Source organism: Kribbella endophytica, assembly GCF_054781295.1.
The window spans coordinates 275,521-292,550 of sequence record NZ_BAAGUR010000002.1 but is presented as its reverse complement, the minus strand read 5'-3'; the positions used below and the strand labels follow the sequence as shown (position 1 = coordinate 292,550).

General features: G+C 68.5%; 13 protein-coding genes. 2 read left to right on the top strand and 11 right to left on the bottom strand.

Annotated elements, in window-relative coordinates; translation table 11 throughout:
* The first annotated feature begins 72 nt into the window (after positions 1 to 72).
* Both ACYVIO_RS19980 and ACYVIO_RS19975 read left to right on the top strand, forming a co-directional pair.
* Entirely contained in the window at positions 73 to 1,347 is a 1,275-nt protein-coding gene (locus ACYVIO_RS19980) for a radical SAM protein (protein WP_460652346.1), read from the top strand.
* Positions 1,340 to 2,155 carry a class I SAM-dependent DNA methyltransferase gene (locus ACYVIO_RS19975; RefSeq protein WP_460652345.1) on the top strand — a complete coding sequence of 272 codons (816 nt, stop codon included), beginning with the start codon at positions 1,340 to 1,342 and terminating at the stop codon, positions 2,153 to 2,155. Before ACYVIO_RS19980 ends, ACYVIO_RS19975 begins: the two co-directional genes overlap by 8 nt.
* A 143-nt stretch (positions 2,156 to 2,298) precedes the next feature.
* Here the strand turns inward: ACYVIO_RS19975 and ACYVIO_RS19970 are convergent, their stop codons facing one another.
* The 11 genes from ACYVIO_RS19970 to mobF all read right to left on the bottom strand — a co-directional run bounded on the left by ACYVIO_RS19970 (position 2,299) and on the right by mobF (position 16,924).
* Positions 2,299 to 2,466 (bottom strand): hypothetical protein, encoded by a 168-nt coding sequence (locus ACYVIO_RS19970; protein ID WP_460652344.1) that lies wholly within the window; start codon positions 2,464 to 2,466, stop codon positions 2,299 to 2,301.
* A gap of 557 nt (positions 2,467 to 3,023) precedes the next feature.
* Entirely contained in the window at positions 3,024 to 3,329 is a 306-nt protein-coding gene (locus ACYVIO_RS19965) for a hypothetical protein (RefSeq protein WP_460652343.1), read from the bottom strand.
* 721 nt (positions 3,330 to 4,050) lie between these two features.
* Entirely contained in the window at positions 4,051 to 4,950 is a 900-nt protein-coding gene (locus tag ACYVIO_RS19960) for a bifunctional DNA primase/polymerase (protein ID WP_460652342.1), read from the bottom strand.
* Positions 4,947 to 5,168 carry a hypothetical protein gene (locus tag ACYVIO_RS19955; RefSeq protein ID WP_460652341.1) on the bottom strand — a complete coding sequence of 74 codons (222 nt, stop codon included), beginning with the start codon at positions 5,166 to 5,168 and terminating at the stop codon, positions 4,947 to 4,949. Before ACYVIO_RS19955 ends, ACYVIO_RS19960 begins: the two co-directional genes overlap by 4 nt.
* On the bottom strand, positions 5,165 to 5,461 hold the full coding sequence (locus ACYVIO_RS19950) for a hypothetical protein (protein WP_460652340.1): 297 nt from the start codon (positions 5,459 to 5,461) through the stop codon (positions 5,165 to 5,167). The genes ACYVIO_RS19955 and ACYVIO_RS19950 overlap by 4 nt, the downstream gene beginning before the upstream one ends.
* A gap of 2 nt (positions 5,462 to 5,463) precedes the next feature.
* Positions 5,464 to 6,285: a hypothetical protein gene (locus ACYVIO_RS19945; protein ID WP_460652339.1), complete on the bottom strand. Its 822-nt coding sequence runs from the start codon at positions 6,283 to 6,285 to the stop codon at positions 5,464 to 5,466.
* Positions 6,286 to 6,364: 79 nt separating this feature from the next.
* Positions 6,365 to 8,095, bottom strand: a complete 1,731-nt coding sequence (locus tag ACYVIO_RS19940; protein ID WP_460652338.1) for a DNA cytosine methyltransferase — start codon at positions 8,093 to 8,095, stop codon at positions 6,365 to 6,367.
* A gap of 80 nt (positions 8,096 to 8,175) precedes the next feature.
* On the bottom strand, positions 8,176 to 8,352 hold the full coding sequence (locus ACYVIO_RS19935) for a hypothetical protein (protein ID WP_460652337.1): 177 nt from the start codon (positions 8,350 to 8,352) through the stop codon (positions 8,176 to 8,178).
* Complete coding sequence (locus tag ACYVIO_RS19930; RefSeq protein WP_460652336.1) at positions 8,349 to 8,504, bottom strand: hypothetical protein; 156 nt, start codon at positions 8,502 to 8,504, stop codon at positions 8,349 to 8,351. The genes ACYVIO_RS19935 and ACYVIO_RS19930 overlap by 4 nt, the downstream gene beginning before the upstream one ends.
* Positions 8,505 to 8,793: 289 nt before the next feature.
* Positions 8,794 to 12,042: a hypothetical protein gene (locus tag ACYVIO_RS19925; protein WP_460652335.1), complete on the bottom strand. Its 3,249-nt coding sequence runs from the start codon at positions 12,040 to 12,042 to the stop codon at positions 8,794 to 8,796.
* Between the two features lie 223 nt (positions 12,043 to 12,265).
* Positions 12,266 to 16,924 carry a MobF family relaxase gene (gene mobF / locus ACYVIO_RS19920; protein ID WP_460652334.1) on the bottom strand — a complete coding sequence of 1,553 codons (4,659 nt, stop codon included), beginning with the start codon at positions 16,922 to 16,924 and terminating at the stop codon, positions 12,266 to 12,268.
* Positions 16,925 to 17,030: the final 106 nt, after the last annotated feature.

Below are 17,030 nucleotides of genomic sequence, written 5' to 3'. Positions count from 1 at the left end.
CCTGCCCAGAAGGCGGCTCGTCTTATGACTCTTTCTCTTCGGTTGGTCGATGGCCGGGGATGCTGGTGGGCGATGTACGACACCAAGGTTGCGCGCCTGCCTCTCACGGCAGTGATCCCCCTCGTAGAGACCGACAATGTCAACCTCGAATCCGGGGTCGGCTCTCTCGACAACGCCCGATACACCGACCAGGTCCGGCGCAGACGCCTCGCCCCCCAAGCTGCGGCGGCGCTGGACGCCGGCGACTTCTATCGCCTGCACCGGCCGGACAACTACGCCGTGACGGTGCTAACAGCGACCGCCTGCAACCTTGGTTGCGCCTACTGCTTCCAAAACACGGCCGCGCCCGACCCCGGGTCGTTCGCGCCGCCGCGTATCAAGAATGCCGCGTTGGACCGAGATCTTGTCGATGCCACGGTTGCGTTCGTGCGTCGGCAGCAGAACGCCGCCGGCTTGTCGACCGTGAGCGTCTTGCTGTTCGGTGGTGAGCCGCTGCTCAACATCGAGGGCTGCGTTCGCGTGCTCGAAGGGATGACGGGGCTCGGCCTGGCCGACGCCGAGATCGTCACCAACGGCGTGCTGCTGACGTTGCCGACAGCCCGCGCGCTGCACGAAGCGGGTCTTCGTCGGGTGCAGATCACCTTCGACGGTGCGCAGCAAGCGCATGATCAAATTCGGGTGACGCGCAACGGTCGGCCGACCTACGCAACCATTTTGCGCAATGTCCGGGTAGCCGCTGAAAAGCTTCCCAACCTCGCATGGAACTTCCGAGTCAACGTCTCGCATCGTACCGTCGGTCACCTCGACCGACTCATCGATGATCTGTCGTCGATCGCCGCCGTCGCGAGGAAGGTGAGCTTTCACCTGGCTCTCATCGACGACACCGGACTCGGGTACGAGAACGACGTACGCCACGACGACGACCTCGCCGACAGGTTCATCGCGGTCAACCGTCGCGCGATCGCCATGGGCATGCGCATCCCGCCTTCACAACCCCTGAGCGTCTGCCCGTACTGCTCAACAGTCGGCGGCGGCCGCGGTGCCGTGATCAACGGCGACGGCGGACTGTACAGCTGCTGGGAGAATGCCGGCCGAGACGGGTGGCAAGTCGGCGATGTCCAAAGAGGGTACGCAGATCGAGCTAGCGTCGCCGCGCGCTGGGTAGCCTGCGACTTCGATGTGAAGTCTCACGGCGCTCCTGACGCGACCCGCCGTTTCCTGGACCGGATCGATGCCGCAGCACTGGACGACCAGCACGAGATTGGCGCCCTTCAATTGAGCGGAAACAGAAAAGACCGCGACAGAACTTGCAGCCCCACAGCAAACGAGAACGCCAAGGATGGATAGCGCCCGGGAAGCTCTCGCCGCGTTCGATCCTCTCGCAACCTACTACGATCAGTTCACGCAGTTTGACAATTACGAGCTGTGGAGCACTATTCTGTCGGATCTGCTCACCAAATGGGGCGCCCCCGGGAAATCATTGCTGGACGTAGCCTGTGGAACTGGGAAAAGCGCACTCGCTATGGCCGCCCGAGGCTACAAGGTCACAGGATGCGATCTCAGTTCCAGCATGTTGGCGATAGCTCATAGCAAGACTTCGGCCACATCGATTCGATTCTTCGCATCGGACATGCGAGCGCTCGATGAGGTCGAGGAGCGGTTCGACGTAGTCAATTGCATGGATGACGCACTGAACTTCCTCCTCACTGAAGAGGATGTCCTTGCCGCATTCGAAAGCGCTTATCGGGTCCTCAACCCCGGCGGCCTCTACGTGTTCGATTGCAACACTCTAAAGACCTACCGAACCTGGTACAGCTCCGCAGAGGTCACCGCGCTGGACGATGTCATGTTTGTCTGGCAAGGACACTCTCGACCCGATCACGCTGCGGAAAGGGAGGTATCGGCCGATCTCTACATTTTTGAACGAGCCTCCGAAAATACTTGGACCAGGTCATCGTCTCCACACGCCCAACGCCACTATTCGCCAGGACGGGTCGAATCGCTCCTGGTGAGTGCGGGGTTCAAGCCGCTCGCCATGTACGGTTTTCGCAGCGATGGCAAGCTTGAGCAGCCGATAAATGAAACCGACGTCGGCAAATTTATCGCAATTGCCAGGAGGGAGACGTCCCCTGCGGGAGCACTTGGAAACGAATAGTACTATGTGACCTTAAACCGTCGCCAGAACGGCATTCATGCTCGGCGGGCCGCGCACACGAGGTCCACTTCGATCGACGCCGCCTCGTACGCCGCAGAGTCGGTCGGGAGGAGCACCGCGGCCGAGGCTCCCCCTTGACTAGTTCAGTGAAGGTAGCCGTCCCATTTCACGTCGTACCGGCTTCCGCCCGGCAGCGCCGACTCGGCGGGGATCGCTCCGACCAGCTTGGCTAACTCCACCTCGACCGGACCGGTGAGGTCCGCGGGCAGCCGGACCCCGGCCGGGTCAGTCCGTCGCGCCCGGGGAGGCATCGGAATCTCGCCGCTTCGCCGGTCGCCGCCCGAACGGCGGCCAGACGACGACCTTGATCTTGCCTACACGCAGGCCCGGGCGGCGGCGCGGGCACAGGCGGTGGTGTTCAGGGACATCCGCCCCTTCGCACTTGCCACAGTGCCGAGCCATGAGGCCAGCATGCGCCCCGATCGAGGGGTGCGTCGTCACTTGTCGGGATTGTCACCGGACCGCGTACGTGCGGTGATCAGCCGGAGACGTCTCCGTACGGTGGCCGGTTTCCGGCGCACGCGAGATGCCGTCGGCGCGTGCCTTCGACCGGATTTTGACTGGGTGGACTAGGCGGCGTTGTGCAATGTGCTTGACCTGGGCCAGTGGTCACCCGCCGCCCACACCCACCGGCTGCTCCCTGGCGACTCCTGCCGGTACGCGAGCGGCCAGCCAGCGAACTCGCTGGCCGTTCGCCTCATGCTCTGGGCCGCTCGGCGCTGGTCCTCCCAATCGGACACGTAGAACACCCATCGGTCGCCGAGACCACCGACCAGCGTGATCACTGGTTCGCGCAGCGGGCCGGGCATCAGGCCATACCGCCTGTGCGGTCGCTACCGCCGGCAGCGGCGTCGCTGGGCCGCAGCTCGTCCTGACCGACCCAGCTCACCGCGCCATCCGCGAGCCTGACGCGGCCGATCCACTGCCCACCCTCCTGCACCCACGCGTCGAGTACGCCGGCTTCGTGCTGCCACACATCGACGGCGACCGGCTCGGCCAGCCGCCGGACGGTCTTAGGGTCACGCGGACCGTGTGTGCCGTACTGCAGCTCCAGGTCGGCCGCCAGCTCTCGCGCCTCGGCTTCGGTTGCCCGGCTGCCGCGCTGGCCGTTCACTGAGGCATCCCACACAGCGAAGCCATCCGCGCCGCCGGGACGTACACCAAAGCGTTGTCCTGCCATGCCCTTAGGATGCCACAAATCGAACAGGTGTTCGATACCGGGATTGCTGTACCCCGCACACTCGCTCAAAGCGTAGAAACTGTCGGCGGTGTCTGGGACCGTTGGTGGTATGGAGATCACTGACCGGGTACGGGTGGTTGAGCCGTTCGCCAACGTGCGGGTCGGTTCATCGGAGTTTGTGGACGTTTGGCGACGGGCTGAGGCCGCGTTGCCCCATCTGGTGATGGGCAGCGACGGGCGGGAGTGGGAGACGAACTACACCTCCGGTGCGGTCGGAACTTTCCGCTGGCTGACCGGCGCCGAGCAGCGCCTAAGCCCCTCACCTACGGACTGGACGCGCATGTGGCCACCGCTCCAGGTACCTGGAGTTGATGTGGAGACTGCGACGCCGGCCGCGGTCGATGCTGTCCGGACGGAGGTGGGATCGCTGATCCAGCGGTGTCCTGACGGCTACAAGTCCGCATCGATGCCTCCTCAGCCTGGGTACCTGGAGGGCGTCCGCGACGTCATCGATTGGGCCGCAGGCCGGGGAACGGTGCCCAGCGCTGTGAGCCCGGTCGAGCACCGCTCAGCCTGACAGCGTCTCGCCAGCCGAACCGCTGAGGGGCGGAACCGCGTAGCCGCGGTTCCGCCCCTCACGTACGTCCGGAAAGCTCTAGGCGGTCTTCCTGGATCGGGGGTGCTGTGCGCCGCCCCGGAGTCCGGAGCGGATGGTGCGTTCAGCTTCGGCGCGGCTGAGACGGATGCGCTCGGCTGCAGACAAGAGTTCGTCGTGCACGGTCGCCTGGTCGAGCGCGCCGCCGGCGACCAGTTGACCGAGCAGGAACGCGGCGCGGTTCAGGGCGTGGTTGCGGTGGCCTTCTGTCGCGTCCAGGAGGTTGTCGAGTTCTCCCGACAGTGCGGCCAGGGCGTAGGCGTCGGCGTTGTGGGGTGCGCTGGGGCTCTCGGCCGGTGGCGGTGGTGGTGTGAGGTTGACGGCGATCCAGTCCGGCAGCAGGGCGGGCCGGCGGATGACGTCGGCGCGGTAGCGCTGGCCCTGGATCATCGATCCAGCTCCGACGACGTACCCGCCGACTCCCCTGGTGTCGATCTTCCATCCGAGCCGCCCTGCGGTGTTGCCGAGCTCGGTCCCGTCGGGCCGCCGGAAGTACAGGTGCTGTCCGCCGCTGGGGGTGGTGACGCTCCACGTCCTCGGGAGCCGTTGACCTGCAGCTTCCGCGAGCTGGTCGAGAACATCACGCCCGCAGGTGGCGCCGCGTGCGGTGGCCGGCGCGACCTGGTCCGGCGTTCGGGGCTGGTCGAGGTCGACGGCCAGCAGCCCAGACGGTCCGGTCGCTACGCCGACGTTGTACGCGGCCTCGCGCCACCACAGCGTGATCTGGTCCCGGTCCGTCGTGGCGACGTGCGGCCAGTCCTCGACCGCCGGAATCTTGCTGCCGGGCGACAGTGGAAAAACTGCCAGACCACGTGCTGCGTGCCAGTGAGCTGCCCGCGCCAGCCGATCGGGTGTAGCAGCTCGAGACCGTCCCCTGGTGGTGTTGGGGCTCGTGTTCACGGCTCGACCTCCTTCGCCTCGTCCTGCACACACTCGCCCCGTACACGCGGGCTGGTGGTCGCGGTGCGGGGCCGGACCGCCAGGTAGACGCGGACTCCGAAATCTCCACGGTTGGGGTAGCTGCGCTCGCCGCCGGTCACCTCGAACTCCTGCTGCAGGTGCGCGACCATCGCGTTGATCTCGTCGGGTTCGCCGAGCAGCCGGACCTTGATCGTCATGGCTTCACCTCATTGTGCTGCTCCCGGCCGCCCCACGCTTCGGTGCTGGTGTCGCCGTTGAACACCACTCGCAGCGGGCCGCGCTCGCACAGTCCCCAGAAGCCGAGCTGGGCCGGGATGCCTTCGTCGGGGCATTCCGCGGTGATGGCGAAGTCGTCGCCGTCTTCGTTCTGGAACACGATCCACAGTGTCCCGTCGCGGTCGATGACCACGACGGACAGGGTGTCGGTGCTCAGCTCCTCCACCTGGTCGAAGGTCGTGATGAGCGTTCCGATGGGGATGCGCTGGTACATGGTCAGTTGTCCTTCGGTGTGGTGGGTACGCCGTGGTGGGCGAGTTCGGGGATGCGCATGTGGGGCCAGTGGCCGGCGGCGAGCAGCTCGCCGGCGAACCGGTCGTGGCCCTCCCACTGCGGCCGGGTCTCGCTGCCGGGCAGCGTGGTGTGCGTCCGGCCGAACTCGTACAGGCGCTCGATCAGGGGCGTGTCCCAGGGATCTCTGCGGTGCGGTGTCGCGTGCGTGGTGTGGTCGACGTACCGGACGGTGACGGTCAGGTGCGCGGGGTACCTGTCGGGCTCGTCGGCGCGCAGCTGCTCGAATCCGGCCAGCACGGTCGTGGTGAACCGGAATTGGTACTCGGCGCGGTCGCGGCGCTCGAGGTCGGCGAGTAGTTCGATGACGTCCTCGATCTGCCCCAGCTCGTCGAGTGTCAGGCGGCTACGTGCCGGGCTCCACCGTCTCCCGAATATGGCTTGCCCGATGTGGTTCAGGCTCGCTTCGTAGGTCTGGTAGATCCCCAGCTCGTCGAGGGAATCGACGGTGTCGACGATCAGTTCGATCGGCTCGGTGCGGTATGTGAGCAGGTACCGGTCGTCTTCGCCGACGGTGCTGGCGAGCACCTGCTGCACGCTGGTGGCCTCCCACGATCCGGGGCGACTCGCTGTCACGGCCGCGCTGCTGCCGAGGTTCGCGGCCACGGTGGCGAGCAGGCGCGTGAGGAACTCGCCCCCGTCACCGGGTCGCTGGTCTGCGTTCATCGCCCGGATAGCCCGGGTCAGCGCCTGCGCCGCCATCTCGAAGTTGTCCGGCTCGTTGGCCGGCGCCGTGGTCTCGGTCATCGTTTCCCCTTCTCCTGCTGGTGTTTCGGGTGGTGGGGAGGGCCGCCGGTACGCTGTGCGGCCCTCCCCTTTCGGGTGGTTAGGCGGCGTAGCCGAGCGGTGCGATGGCGGCGCCGATCATGTCTCTGGCGGCGGGTGGGGTGACGGCGTTGCCGGTCATCTTCACCAGGTCACGGTTGCTGGGTGGCTTGCCCTTCTCGTTGAGGACGTCGAAGCGGTAGTCCGGTGCGAACGCCATCCCGGCGGCGACCTCGCGCGGCATGAACATGCGGAACAGGCACTCCGGCACCATCGCCTCGGCTTCCTTCAGATCAGCCGGTGAGACCTTCGGACGCCCGCCACGCGGCCCGGCCTGGATCAGCGCTTGGTGGCCCTTGGTGGTGAGCGTTCGCATGTACTCGGTGATCGGTGTGGTCATCTCCGCACCGCCGGTGTTGTTGCGGTGCACGAGGGCGTAGCGGTCGACGGTGGTCAGGGTGCCCATCGGCTCGTCGGCGGGCTTCGCGTACTGGGCGTTGCCGTAGTACGGCGAGACCAGTGCGTACGCCTCTCGGGTGGTCAGGGTCCGCAGCGCCTCGTCGGTGGGGCGGGCGTCGTCGTTCCACGAGCCGCCGGACGGGGTCACGAGCCCGTGGTGGTTGCCGCTGGCACAGAACGTCGCCGCAGGCTGCATCACCGACCGGGCATCCGACCCGCCACCTCGCAGCTCCGCGACGAACGGTGTGACCATCGCGGTCTCGGCCCGGGTCGTCTGGGTCCTCATCGGCCACCACATCGGGTCGGCCTGCTTCCCGTCACGGCCCTCGACCGGAACCGCGAGCCCCTTCGACACGGTGGTGTGCAGGGTCCGGAGAACCTCGTCCATCCCCCAGGTCCGGTAGTAGCCGTCCGGGTCGCCGTAGCGCGGGTGGTTCGGGTCCGTAGCGTCGTAGGCGTTCCCGGCGGCCTCTAAGTGGAATGCTCCCCAGTAGCGGGCGATCCCGGCGGCGATCCGGGCCCGGGTCTTCGGCTTCAGCCGATCTCCGATCCGCTCCCCCGGAACACTCCAGTCGATAGCCGCTGCGGCGGGCAGGTAGCCCGGCTCGACGACGGTGCCGCAGGCCGCGTGCACGTAGTGGTACGCCTGGCGGTACCGGCCCACGGACTTGCCCTGAGCCCAGGCCTGCTGCGACTCCACCATCTGCTCGCACCGGGTGCAGTACGCCTGGGGCCGCAGGATCTGCTCGAAGTCCGGCGCCGGTGTCCCGTCGAGCCAGCAGGCGATGTAGATCCGGTCGCGCGACTGCGGCGCCGGCGGCCCGAACGCCTGGGCGTGCATCGAGTTCAGCGACACAACCCGGAACTTGTAGCCGAGCTTCATCAGGTCTTGTCGCCACACGTGCCAGGCCAGCCGGTACTTGTCCTGGACGGCGATGTCGACGACGTTTTCGATGATCATCACCCGGTAGCGGTGGTGCTCGGCGAACTTCAGCACGTCGAACATCAGCAGCCGCGAGCGCTGCGCAGCCTCGTTGGACAGTGGGTCTTCGAACAGCCCTTCCTCGATCGCGGGCAGTGCCTTGCCGTTGGCCTGGGACCACTTCGTGCACTCCGGCGACGCCCACAAAATGTCGGTGCGCGGGAAGAACCGGGGGTCCTCCTTGTGCAGGTCGGCGGTGGAGTGGTCCGTGTTGGGGTGGTTCAGGTTGTGCACGGCAACCGCCAGCGCCCAGTGGTTCGCGGCGATCCGAACGTCGATCCCGGGGATCTGCATCGCGCCCGAGCTGGATCCACCGGCGCCGCAGAACAGGTCAGTCAAGCTCAAAGTCATGGTCGGCTCCTTCCTGTGGTGCGGGGAGCGCCGTGGGTGTCTGGTGGTCCTTCACCACGGCGCCTCCCCGGCCGGTGGGGTTAGTTGGCGTCCTCGGGGAACAGGTGGCCGTACAGCGCGAAATCGGCGTCGTCGCCGTCGTCGCCGAAGAACTCCTGGCCGCACGAGCAGAAGCTGACGAACTTGCCGTCGACGTAGGGCTGCTCGCCCGGGGTCACGTCGCGGTGCTCGGTGGTCCTGACGGTCTTGGTGGTCATCGCTTGCCGCCCTTGGTGTTGTTGCGGGCGGCAACGGCCTGCGGGGTGTGCAGGTGCTCGCAGCAGATCGGCGAGCCGCAGAACCGGTAGTGCTTGGGGCTGCACCAGGGGGCGCAGGTGGTGCTTTGGATGCTGTTCCGGTCGTTGGTCACGGTGGTCATCCCTTTCGCTGGTGGGCTTCGTGTAGCGGCAGCCCCGTTCTTGGGGGCCTGCCGGCTACTGCCGCTTAGCGGGTTGGGTCAGAGGCTCGGGCCAAGTTGGTTTCGGTCGTTGTCAGCTGGTGGACGCGGTTTGTCCTCCAGGTGAGAACTGCCGGGGCCGACTTGGACTGAGGGACCCAATCCGCTAGCCGCCCGCCAGCCCCAGCCAGGCACCGGGACCTTGCTCGGGCCGTAGGACCGAGAACGCCCCGCCCCCGAGAGGGGCGGGGCGCAGCCAAAGTCAGACCTGCTGGTCGTCGCCGAGCGCCGGTCCGGTGTCTTCAATGGCCTGCTCGTCGGCCGCTGAAGCGGCACGGTCGTCGGCGTGCCAGCGCGCCAGTTCGTCATCGCGCTCGTCACGCGCCTGCTGGTCGACCTCGATCCGCTCGTGCACCTGCTCGACCGAGCGCCGCGCACGGCTGATCGCTACCGAGCACGCGCTGGTCTCGGTGGCCGCCGTGACCTGCTCGGCTGCATCGTCGCCGCGGTCATCCACGTCGACCTGCTCGACTTCTTCGCGGGCCGGGGCGCGCTGCTCGACGCCGGCGTCGTCATCCTGCTCGGCCTTGTCGGCGCTCTCGCGGGCGGTAGCCTCGCGCGCTGCCGACACCTCGGCCTCGGCTGCTTCGCTGGCCTCGACCTGCCAGGGCTCAGAGGTGATCGCCGACTCGCCGTCCCAGTCGTACGGGACGTGGCGGGTGTCGCTGGCGAGGATCCGCAGCCGTCCCGCACGGTCGACGTCGCCACCGCTCTCGGCGGTGGCCGACAGGTCGTCGACCTCGCGCGCGAGCGCCTCGCGGCGTCGCTGAGGGTCGTTGTACTCGGCGGCCTCGAGGTCGGCGTCAAGCTCTCGCCGGGCGGCATCGGACGCGTCGTCGTCCTGCTCAACCTGGTACTGCTGGGACTGATCCAGCCAGCTATCGAAGTCGACCCGGGGCTGGAGGATGCGTCCCTCGGCGGCGCTGCCCGTGCCGGTCTCCCCCACCGGGGCGTGAGCCGTCACAGGAGGCGAGGCGACGTTGATGAACATTGAGCTGGACCAGAGCCTTTCATCCGTGCGTGCTGTCTCCTCCATGACCGATGCCGCGAGACGGTCGCGCCACTTCGCGACATCCGCCTGACTCAGATCTGAAGTGCCCTTGGTCTCTGTGCCGGCGGCTTGCCCGGAGCGCTCCAGCTCGGTGTCGGTGTCGGTGTAGATGCTTCCCAGGTCTGTCGAGGCCGCGAGTGCCTCGGCCTCCTGAATCCATTGCCGCGCCTGCGCCCGCAGCCGCGCTGCACCGGCTGGGTCGTCGGCATCGTCGAGGCGCTCGGCGTTCATCTCGGCACGTTCGGCGTCACTGACCAACTGATCGATGCGGCCCGTGTCCTGTTCGGCGTGATGCCGCGAGTCGGCGGGCTCCGACGTCTGATCCGTCGAAGAATGGCCGTCAGTGGCGTCAGCATCATCGGTGAGATCTGCCGGTAACTCGACCCGCAGACCTTCAGCTTGCTGACTGACCCACGCGTAGACGTCACTCCGCGCCTGGGCGAGCTCGGCGACGCTGTCGCTGCTCGAGGCAGCGCGCATGACCGCGTTGTACTCATCGTCGACCGCGGCAAACCGTACGTCGTCGGCGAGCATCCCGAGCCGCTCCTCACGCTCCCCGTCCCCGGCGTGGGCGGCTTCACCGGCCAGCTGCGCGAGCCGTTCGGCGATCCGGGCGTGTCCGAGGTCAGGGGTGTCCATGGCCTCAGCTACCGCGCGCTGCCGGGCCGTCAGATACGAAGCGGGGTCGGCCGGCCAGTCGCTGTCGTCGGCCTCTGCGGCGGCGTCGGCGCTCTCGTCGACCAGGGCGTCGGTCTGGTCGTCGTTGGTGATCCGCACGCTAGAGCGGCGCTCGCCGTGGTGGTTGTTGTCGAGCAGTTCGGTGCGCGGACCGACCTGGCTGGCGGTCAGTCGCTGTAGGGCCGCGTCGATCTGTTCCGGCGTGTGGGGCGTGACTCCGCTCATTCGACTGTTGAGGGAGAGTCGAAGCTTGAGCTGGTCGAGTTCGACGGGGTCGTGGTCGCTGGGGGTTCCGAGGTCGAACTGTCGCTCGGCGGCTCGCTCGATGAGGATCATGTCGTACGCGTGCCGGACGGCGTTGTCGATGCCCTGCTCGCTGTCGCGCTCGGCGACGCCGTCGTCGTCATCATGGTCGGTGGCACTGTCGGGCAGGACCAGGCTGTGACGCGCGATCTGCTCCTGCAGGCGGGCTGTGGTCTGGGTCTGCTGCTCGGCGATGTGGGCACGCCGGTCGTCGGCGCGCAGGGCGCCTTCGATCGCCGCATATTCGTCGAACTGGGCGTTCTCGGCGACCTGGTCGGCGAGGTCGCGGTACCGCGCGGCCAGCTCGAAGTCGCCGGCGGCAACCGCCCGGTCGGCCTGCTGCGACAACCCGATGATCACCGGCCGGTGACCCAAGTTAGGCGGGCGGAGCCTGATCCAGTCCTCGGCGTTGTCCAGGTGGTCGAGCAGCGCGTCTTCTCCCTCGCCTGCGTCGACGGGTTGTTCCAGGCCGGGGAACAGCTGGCGGCTGCGCAGGGCCAGTCGAGGCTCGACTTCCTCGGGGTACTCATCGTCGGCGAGTTTGTACGCCCCGGTGCGCAGTTGCTCGGGCAGCACGATCGCATCCTCGTCGGTGAGGATCTCGTTGCCGAGTCCGGCGACGTGCTCCAGTGCATCGCCGAACGCGTGACGGTCCAACCGGTCGAAGTCTTCGCCGCCCTGACCGGGGCTGCTCGTAGCACGAGCTTCGTACTGGCTGAGGAGCATGACGACGTCGTCGGCGAAGTCGTGCAGTCCATCCTGCCGCGCTGTTTGCCCGGCGTTGCGGGCCTGCTTGGCTTCGGCCAGTGCCCACGCGTGCACAGCGGCGGCATGGTCACGCACGGCCGACGACGCCGACGTAGGCGGCTGGTACTGGGTGCTGTCCAAGATCGGGTGCCGCACCTCGGACGACCAGCCCATCGTCGCGCTGAACACCTGCTGGTGCCGCTCCCACAATCCGGGGTGGTACGACGACAGCTCCGGAAAGAGATCGTTCGGCAGCGCGATTTCCGCCCCCGGGTGGACCTTGCCGGTGAAGTACGCGGCGTGCTCGCCCAGCTCCCGGCGAAACACCTCGCGGTCCAGCTCCGGGATTTCATCGCGGCCCGCGGCGCGCTGGTCAGCGGCTTGCAGCGTGTACAGCTCGACCATCTTGTCGAGCTGGGCGTCGAAGTCGCGCAGGACCGTGGCGCGGTGCTGGTTGCCGTCTGCCTCGGCTTGGCGTAGGTCGGTGCGGATCGCGTCGCGGGCCAGCGCTACGTCGCCGGCCGGGTCGTAGATCGCCCCTTGCGGCTGAGGGAATACGGTGTCGGCGCTGATCGCGTTCTGTGCGAGGTAGGCGCGGCCGTAGTTCTCCCATTGTTCGATCGCTGTGGTCAGCGCTTCGTCGTTGAGCTTGCCGCGGTCGAGGTCGGCCACGACGAATCCAAGTTCCTCTCCCATGGTCTGCCAGACCGACCGGTACGCCGCTGCGCGCAGCGAGTCCGGCTCGGTGTCGGCCAGCCGGTCCAAGGTGTCCATCCGGTCCTGAGCCCGCTGGATCTGGGCCGGGTAGTCACCCGGCGATTGCAGCGGTGCGATCCAGTTGAGCAGTCCATCGAGCCAGGTTGTGAACTTCGCCATGATCGTTCTCCTTGTGGGGTTAGTCGTCCAGGCCGAGCGAGTCGCCGGCTTGGCTGTTGTTGCTGGTGGCATCGGCTTCGCCGAGTTCGCGTTCGGTGTGCCAGGCCGCGAGGTCTTCGTCGCGCCGCTCGGTCTCGGTGGCTTCGCGTTCGGCGTCGGCCCGCTCGCGTTGCCGCAGCTCGATCAGCGCCCGCTGCGCACGCCGTACCGCATCGGCGGTCTCGTCGGCGGTCGGAATCCGCATCGAGTCGGCCTCGATGGCGTGGTCCTCGGCGGCGGCGACGTCGCGCAGGTCTGCAGGGGCCTGCTCGTCGACGGCTTTAGTTGCCGCGTCGTCGCTGGTGGTCTCGGCCGGGGCTGCCTGATCAGCGTGGTCCCGCTCCTCGACCATCTCGGCGTCGGGAATGGACTCGGCGGCGATGTCGTCCGTGCCGTTGCGGCCAGAGTCGAGCTGGTCGTGGACGAGTTCGGCTTCGACGAATTCGTCGGCGCGTACGGCGCTGGCGCGGTCACGTTCTTGCTGTGTTGCGAGCTCGGTGAGGTCGTGTTCGTCGGTGATGAGACGGTGGGGGTCTTCGGCGCGATCGGCGGCGATGTTCGCGGCGACCCAGTCGTCGACGGTGGGTCCGTCGTCGGTGTTGTCGACACCGCGGGCAGCGAGTTCGTCGGCGGCGCGTTGCGCGGCGGCGCGGGTTTCGGCGGTGTGGGCGTACCAGGTTGCGCGGGCGTCATCGGCGATCTGCAGCTCGGCGGCGCGGGCGTCGAGTGCCTTGGCGAGCGCGTCGGCCTCGGCCGCTCGGGCGTGTAGCTCATGGACTCGGTCCACGCCCTCGGTGTGGAGCGCCATGGCTTCCGCGCGTTGCCGGGTGGCGTCGCGGCGCTGGTCTTCCGCGCCGGCGCGGGTCCCGGCCAGTTCGTGTGCGACGTACGGCGGTGCCCAGGTCTGCTCGCGGTCGTAGGCGCGGACCCGGACGCGGAGCTGACCGGTGGTCATCTCGGCCTCGGCCCGGTCGGCTTCGGGACGACCGAGCGCGCGCCATGCCGTCCGCCAGGTGGCGTACATCTCGGGCTGGCCGGGCTTGGGAGCGGAGCCGAGTGCCTCGGCCGCGTCGGTGATCGAGGCGATCTCGCGGTGAGCGGCCACAGCAGCCGCGCGCGAGACCCAGTCGGCTCGGTCGTTCGCGGAGTCGAGCCCCTGGGCCGGCACCGGACCGAGCGCCTCCAGCGCCCATTGGGGCTGTTCCTCGGCGACTTCCTCGCCGAGCTGGTGGCGCCGCTTGTCGGCTTCGGCCGCGAGTTCGTGGAGGTAGACGCTCCACTGGGCGCCGACCGCGGTGGGGACCAGACCGGCATGGCTCGAGGTGGTCGGATCCACGTCGGCGGTACGGGTGATGCGGTCTTGCAGGACGCTGGTCAGTTGCCGCGCGCCGTCCAGGGACCGCTTTTCGACAGCGCTGCGCAGGATCTGCTCTGCGTCGCCTCCGGCGAGCTCGACGCGGCGCAGCAAGGTCGACAGGGTCGCGGCGCCGTCCTCACCGATCAGCCGCTGGCACTCGTCGGGCGTGAGGACCTCGTCAGCTTCGAGGTCGCGCAGCCACTGAGCGGTGCGGTCGCCGGTGGCAACGGTGATGGCATCGGTGAGCCGCTCGAACGCCGTACGGAACGTGGCGGCCTCGCCAGCGTCGTCGGCCTCGGCCTGCAGACCCGACGTCTCCGGCGCAGCGGCGTCGGCATCGAAGGCCGCCGCCAGAACGGCGACCGCGGACTTGTGCGTAGCTCGCGCGACCTCGCCGGTCTCGGCGTCGGCGTGGGCGGCCTTGGTGACGACGTGCACGGTGTTGGAGATCCGCCCGCGGGTCAGCTGCACGTACAGCGATCGCAGCGACGTACGGGCCGACACCACGCCGTGCGTCGTGTCGACGGTGGCGCCTTGAGCGGCGTGGACGGTCGCGGCGTAGGCCAGGGTCACGTTCTCGCGGACGTACGAGGCCGGCAGCGTCACGATCTCGTCCGCGATCGGCTCGCGGGTCTCGCGGTCGAGCGGGAGAGCCCGGATCGAGCCGTCGGGTAGGACCGCGTCGACGCGGAACTCGTCGCGGTTGAAAACGGCCCAGGTGTTGTCCAGATGGCCCTTGAGATTCCAGTCGTTCAGTCGGGCCTGGATGAGGTCGCCGCGACCGGCGCGGTTACCGTCAGCGCCCAGCTCGACGACGGTGCGGTCGTCGACACGGCGCAGCTTGACCAGACGCGCGCGCAGTTCTGCCGCGACGCTGGCGGCCTGCTCGTTGGTGTCGGTGACGAGCAGGGTGTTCAGGCCCTTGAGGTGGTCGGCCAGCCACGCGTCGGCCGCGAGACGTTCGGCACGTTCGGCGTGCTCGCCGTCGATGATGCGGCCGTGCTTGTAGTACTCGGCCAGTACCGAGGTGTCCCTGGCGCGCAGCCGCAGCGAGGCTGGGCCTTCCCAGTCCTGCTGGAAGCGGTGGGTCTCGGCGAGCTCGTGGGTCAGCGCGGCCTTGGTTACCAGTTCCATGCCGCCGCTGGCGCCGACGGCGGCCAGTTGTCGCGGGTCGCCGACCAGCAGCAGCTTGGCGCCGGCCGCCTCGCAGTGCCGGTTGATCGCGGCCAGATCGGCGGTCTCGGCCATCGCGGACTCGTCGACGACGACCAGGTCGCCGTCGCGCAGCGCCCACGCCAGCTGTTCACGGCTCGCCGTACCGTTGGCGATCTTGGCTTGGGTCATCAGCCAGCGGGTGATGTTGCGGGCCGTGACTCCGTCGCCGGCCAGGACCTCGGTCGCGGCCTGCGATGCCGCGAGGCCGACCATGCGCTGCTGGCGGCCATCCCACAGCGCGGGGTCTTCCCACGCTTTGGCGAGGGCGCCGACGACGCGGGATTTGCCGGTGCCTGCCGGGCCGATGAGTGCCTCGACCTTCGCGCCGGAGGTCAGGATCCCGCGCAGCGCGAGGTCTTGCCCGCGGCCGAGGGTGAACCCGCGCGCTGCGAGCTGGTTGATGAAGCTGGCCGCGTCGACGCTGTTCATGGCTGCCGCGCCGCGCTCGTAGCCCAGCACGGCGAGGGATTCTTCGACACTGCGGTGGGCGGCGGTCATGAACCGCTCCCCGCCGGGCGCCCGGTACGCCGACGATCCATCGTTCAAACGCAATTCGTCGGGCAGGCTCATGTCGCCTGGGCGGGATGCCTCGATCGACCAGGCGCGCTCGAGTGCCCGTTCGGTCAGCGTGTCGAGGAGGTCGACGATCTCGTCCGGCGTGCGGTTGCCGAGATCGTCGGGCAGGCGGTTGCTTATGGCCCGGGTCAGGTCGGCGGCGGTCCACGCGGCCTTGGTCGCTTGGACCTCGGCCAGCGCCTCGTCGACCACCTTGGCCTCGGTCAGCGGCTGCGCGTCGCGGTCGGCCTCTGCGTGCTGCAGCGCCTTATCAGCGACTGCGGCCAGTCCTCCGGCGACCTCGGCGCGCAGTTCGCGGTCCCACCGCTCCAGGCGCTGCTCGACGGTCTCGCCGTCGTGTGACTTGGCCTTGCGGGTCGCGAATGTCGCCGACCGCTGCAGCCGGTCGAGCTCTAGCCCGTTCGGCTCGCGGCCGAACTTGGTGCGGAACTCGTCCACGAGCTGGGCTGTCTTCTTGGTGATCGCTCGGCGGCGGGAGCTGAACAGGTCCATGACGTTCTGGTCGACGCCGACGATCTCGCGGGACTTGCCGTCGGGTCGCATCGCGAACCGGACGCCGAGTGCCTGGGTCAGGTGCTGTTCCATCACCCGCTCGCCGATTGCGCCGGCGGCACCGCGGTAGCGGTGCAGCGCGGCGCCGTCGATCGTGCGCCATTCACCGTCGGGTCCCTGGACCCGGTTCAGGACGGCGTTGTGGATGTGCAGCTGCGGGTCGTGGTTGCGGGAGTCGTGCTGGAAGAACGACGCGACGGTCCAGTCGTGGGCGTCGGCCCACCGGCCGGCCGCGCCGCCGTGGTGCCCGACCCGGGTGTATCCGGCCTTGTCGGACAGGTAGCCGAGCAGGGCCTGGTTACCGGCCCAGATCGCGTCCTCGACGGCCTGGCGCTGCTGCCCCCAAGCGAGCGCTTCGGTCTGGGCGCGCTGCACTGTGGCCTGCAAACGGTGCACCGCGGAGCGGTCCCCGCTCCGCTCCGCCTCCGCAACCGCACCGGGCAGAGCGGCCCGGGCCTGCTCCGCTGCCCGCACCGCCCGGACCTCCTGTGCCTCGAACGAGGTGTGCAGGACGGTGATCGACTTCTGCACCGAAAACGTCGCGTCGTAGAACGCGACGTTGCGACGCACGTTGCGACCCGCCTCCGCGCGCAGCTCCTCACGCCGCTCCGCGTCCGCACCGGGCTCGGCGGCCAGTGCAGCCTGGTAGATCTCCTCCTCCGACTTGTAGGCGCGGCCGGTGTGGCCGAGGGTGTCGGCCTCGTCCCACAGCACCGGGTCGCCGAACCGCTCGTCTCGCGGGTCGACGAACCGCTCGTACAGCGCGGTCATCTCCTCGGTGCCAACCTCACCGGACAGCCCGAGCGCTTCCGCGCCCCGGCCGGACCAGCGGCCCGGCGGCTCCCCGGCGGCGGTGGCGCCGGTGTAGTAGTTCTCCCGGCCGGCCGCGACCGCGCCGGTCAGGTAGTCGGCGCTGTGGCCGCTCGAAACCGTCAGCACGAGCGACCACCTGCCCGGCCCCGGGCCACGCCGACGGCGGCGCAAGCTGCGGCGGCGGGCCGGTCAGCCGACCGACGACAAGCGGAGTCGAGGCTCCATTTGATCG

What these genes read in the sequence shown, in the direction of transcription:
- ACYVIO_RS19980 (WP_460652346.1), top strand. Translation starts at nt 73, where the DNA reads ATGTACGACACCAAGGTTGCGCGCCTGCCTCTCACGGCAGTGATCCCC.
- ACYVIO_RS19975 (WP_460652345.1), top strand. Translation starts at nt 1,340, where the DNA reads ATGGATAGCGCCCGGGAAGCTCTCGCCGCGTTCGATCCTCTCGCAACC.
- ACYVIO_RS19970 (WP_460652344.1), bottom strand. Translation starts at nt 2,466, where the DNA reads ATGCCTCCCCGGGCGCGACGGACTGACCCGGCCGGGGTCCGGCTGCCC.
- ACYVIO_RS19955 (WP_460652341.1), bottom strand. Translation starts at nt 5,168, where the DNA reads ATGACGATCAAGGTCCGGCTGCTCGGCGAACCCGACGAGATCAACGCG.
- ACYVIO_RS19950 (WP_460652340.1), bottom strand. Translation starts at nt 5,461, where the DNA reads ATGTACCAGCGCATCCCCATCGGAACGCTCATCACGACCTTCGACCAG.
- ACYVIO_RS19945 (WP_460652339.1), bottom strand. Translation starts at nt 6,285, where the DNA reads ATGACCGAGACCACGGCGCCGGCCAACGAGCCGGACAACTTCGAGATG.
- ACYVIO_RS19940 (WP_460652338.1), bottom strand. Translation starts at nt 8,095, where the DNA reads ATGACTTTGAGCTTGACTGACCTGTTCTGCGGCGCCGGTGGATCCAGC.
- ACYVIO_RS19935 (WP_460652337.1), bottom strand. Translation starts at nt 8,352, where the DNA reads ATGACCACCAAGACCGTCAGGACCACCGAGCACCGCGACGTGACCCCG.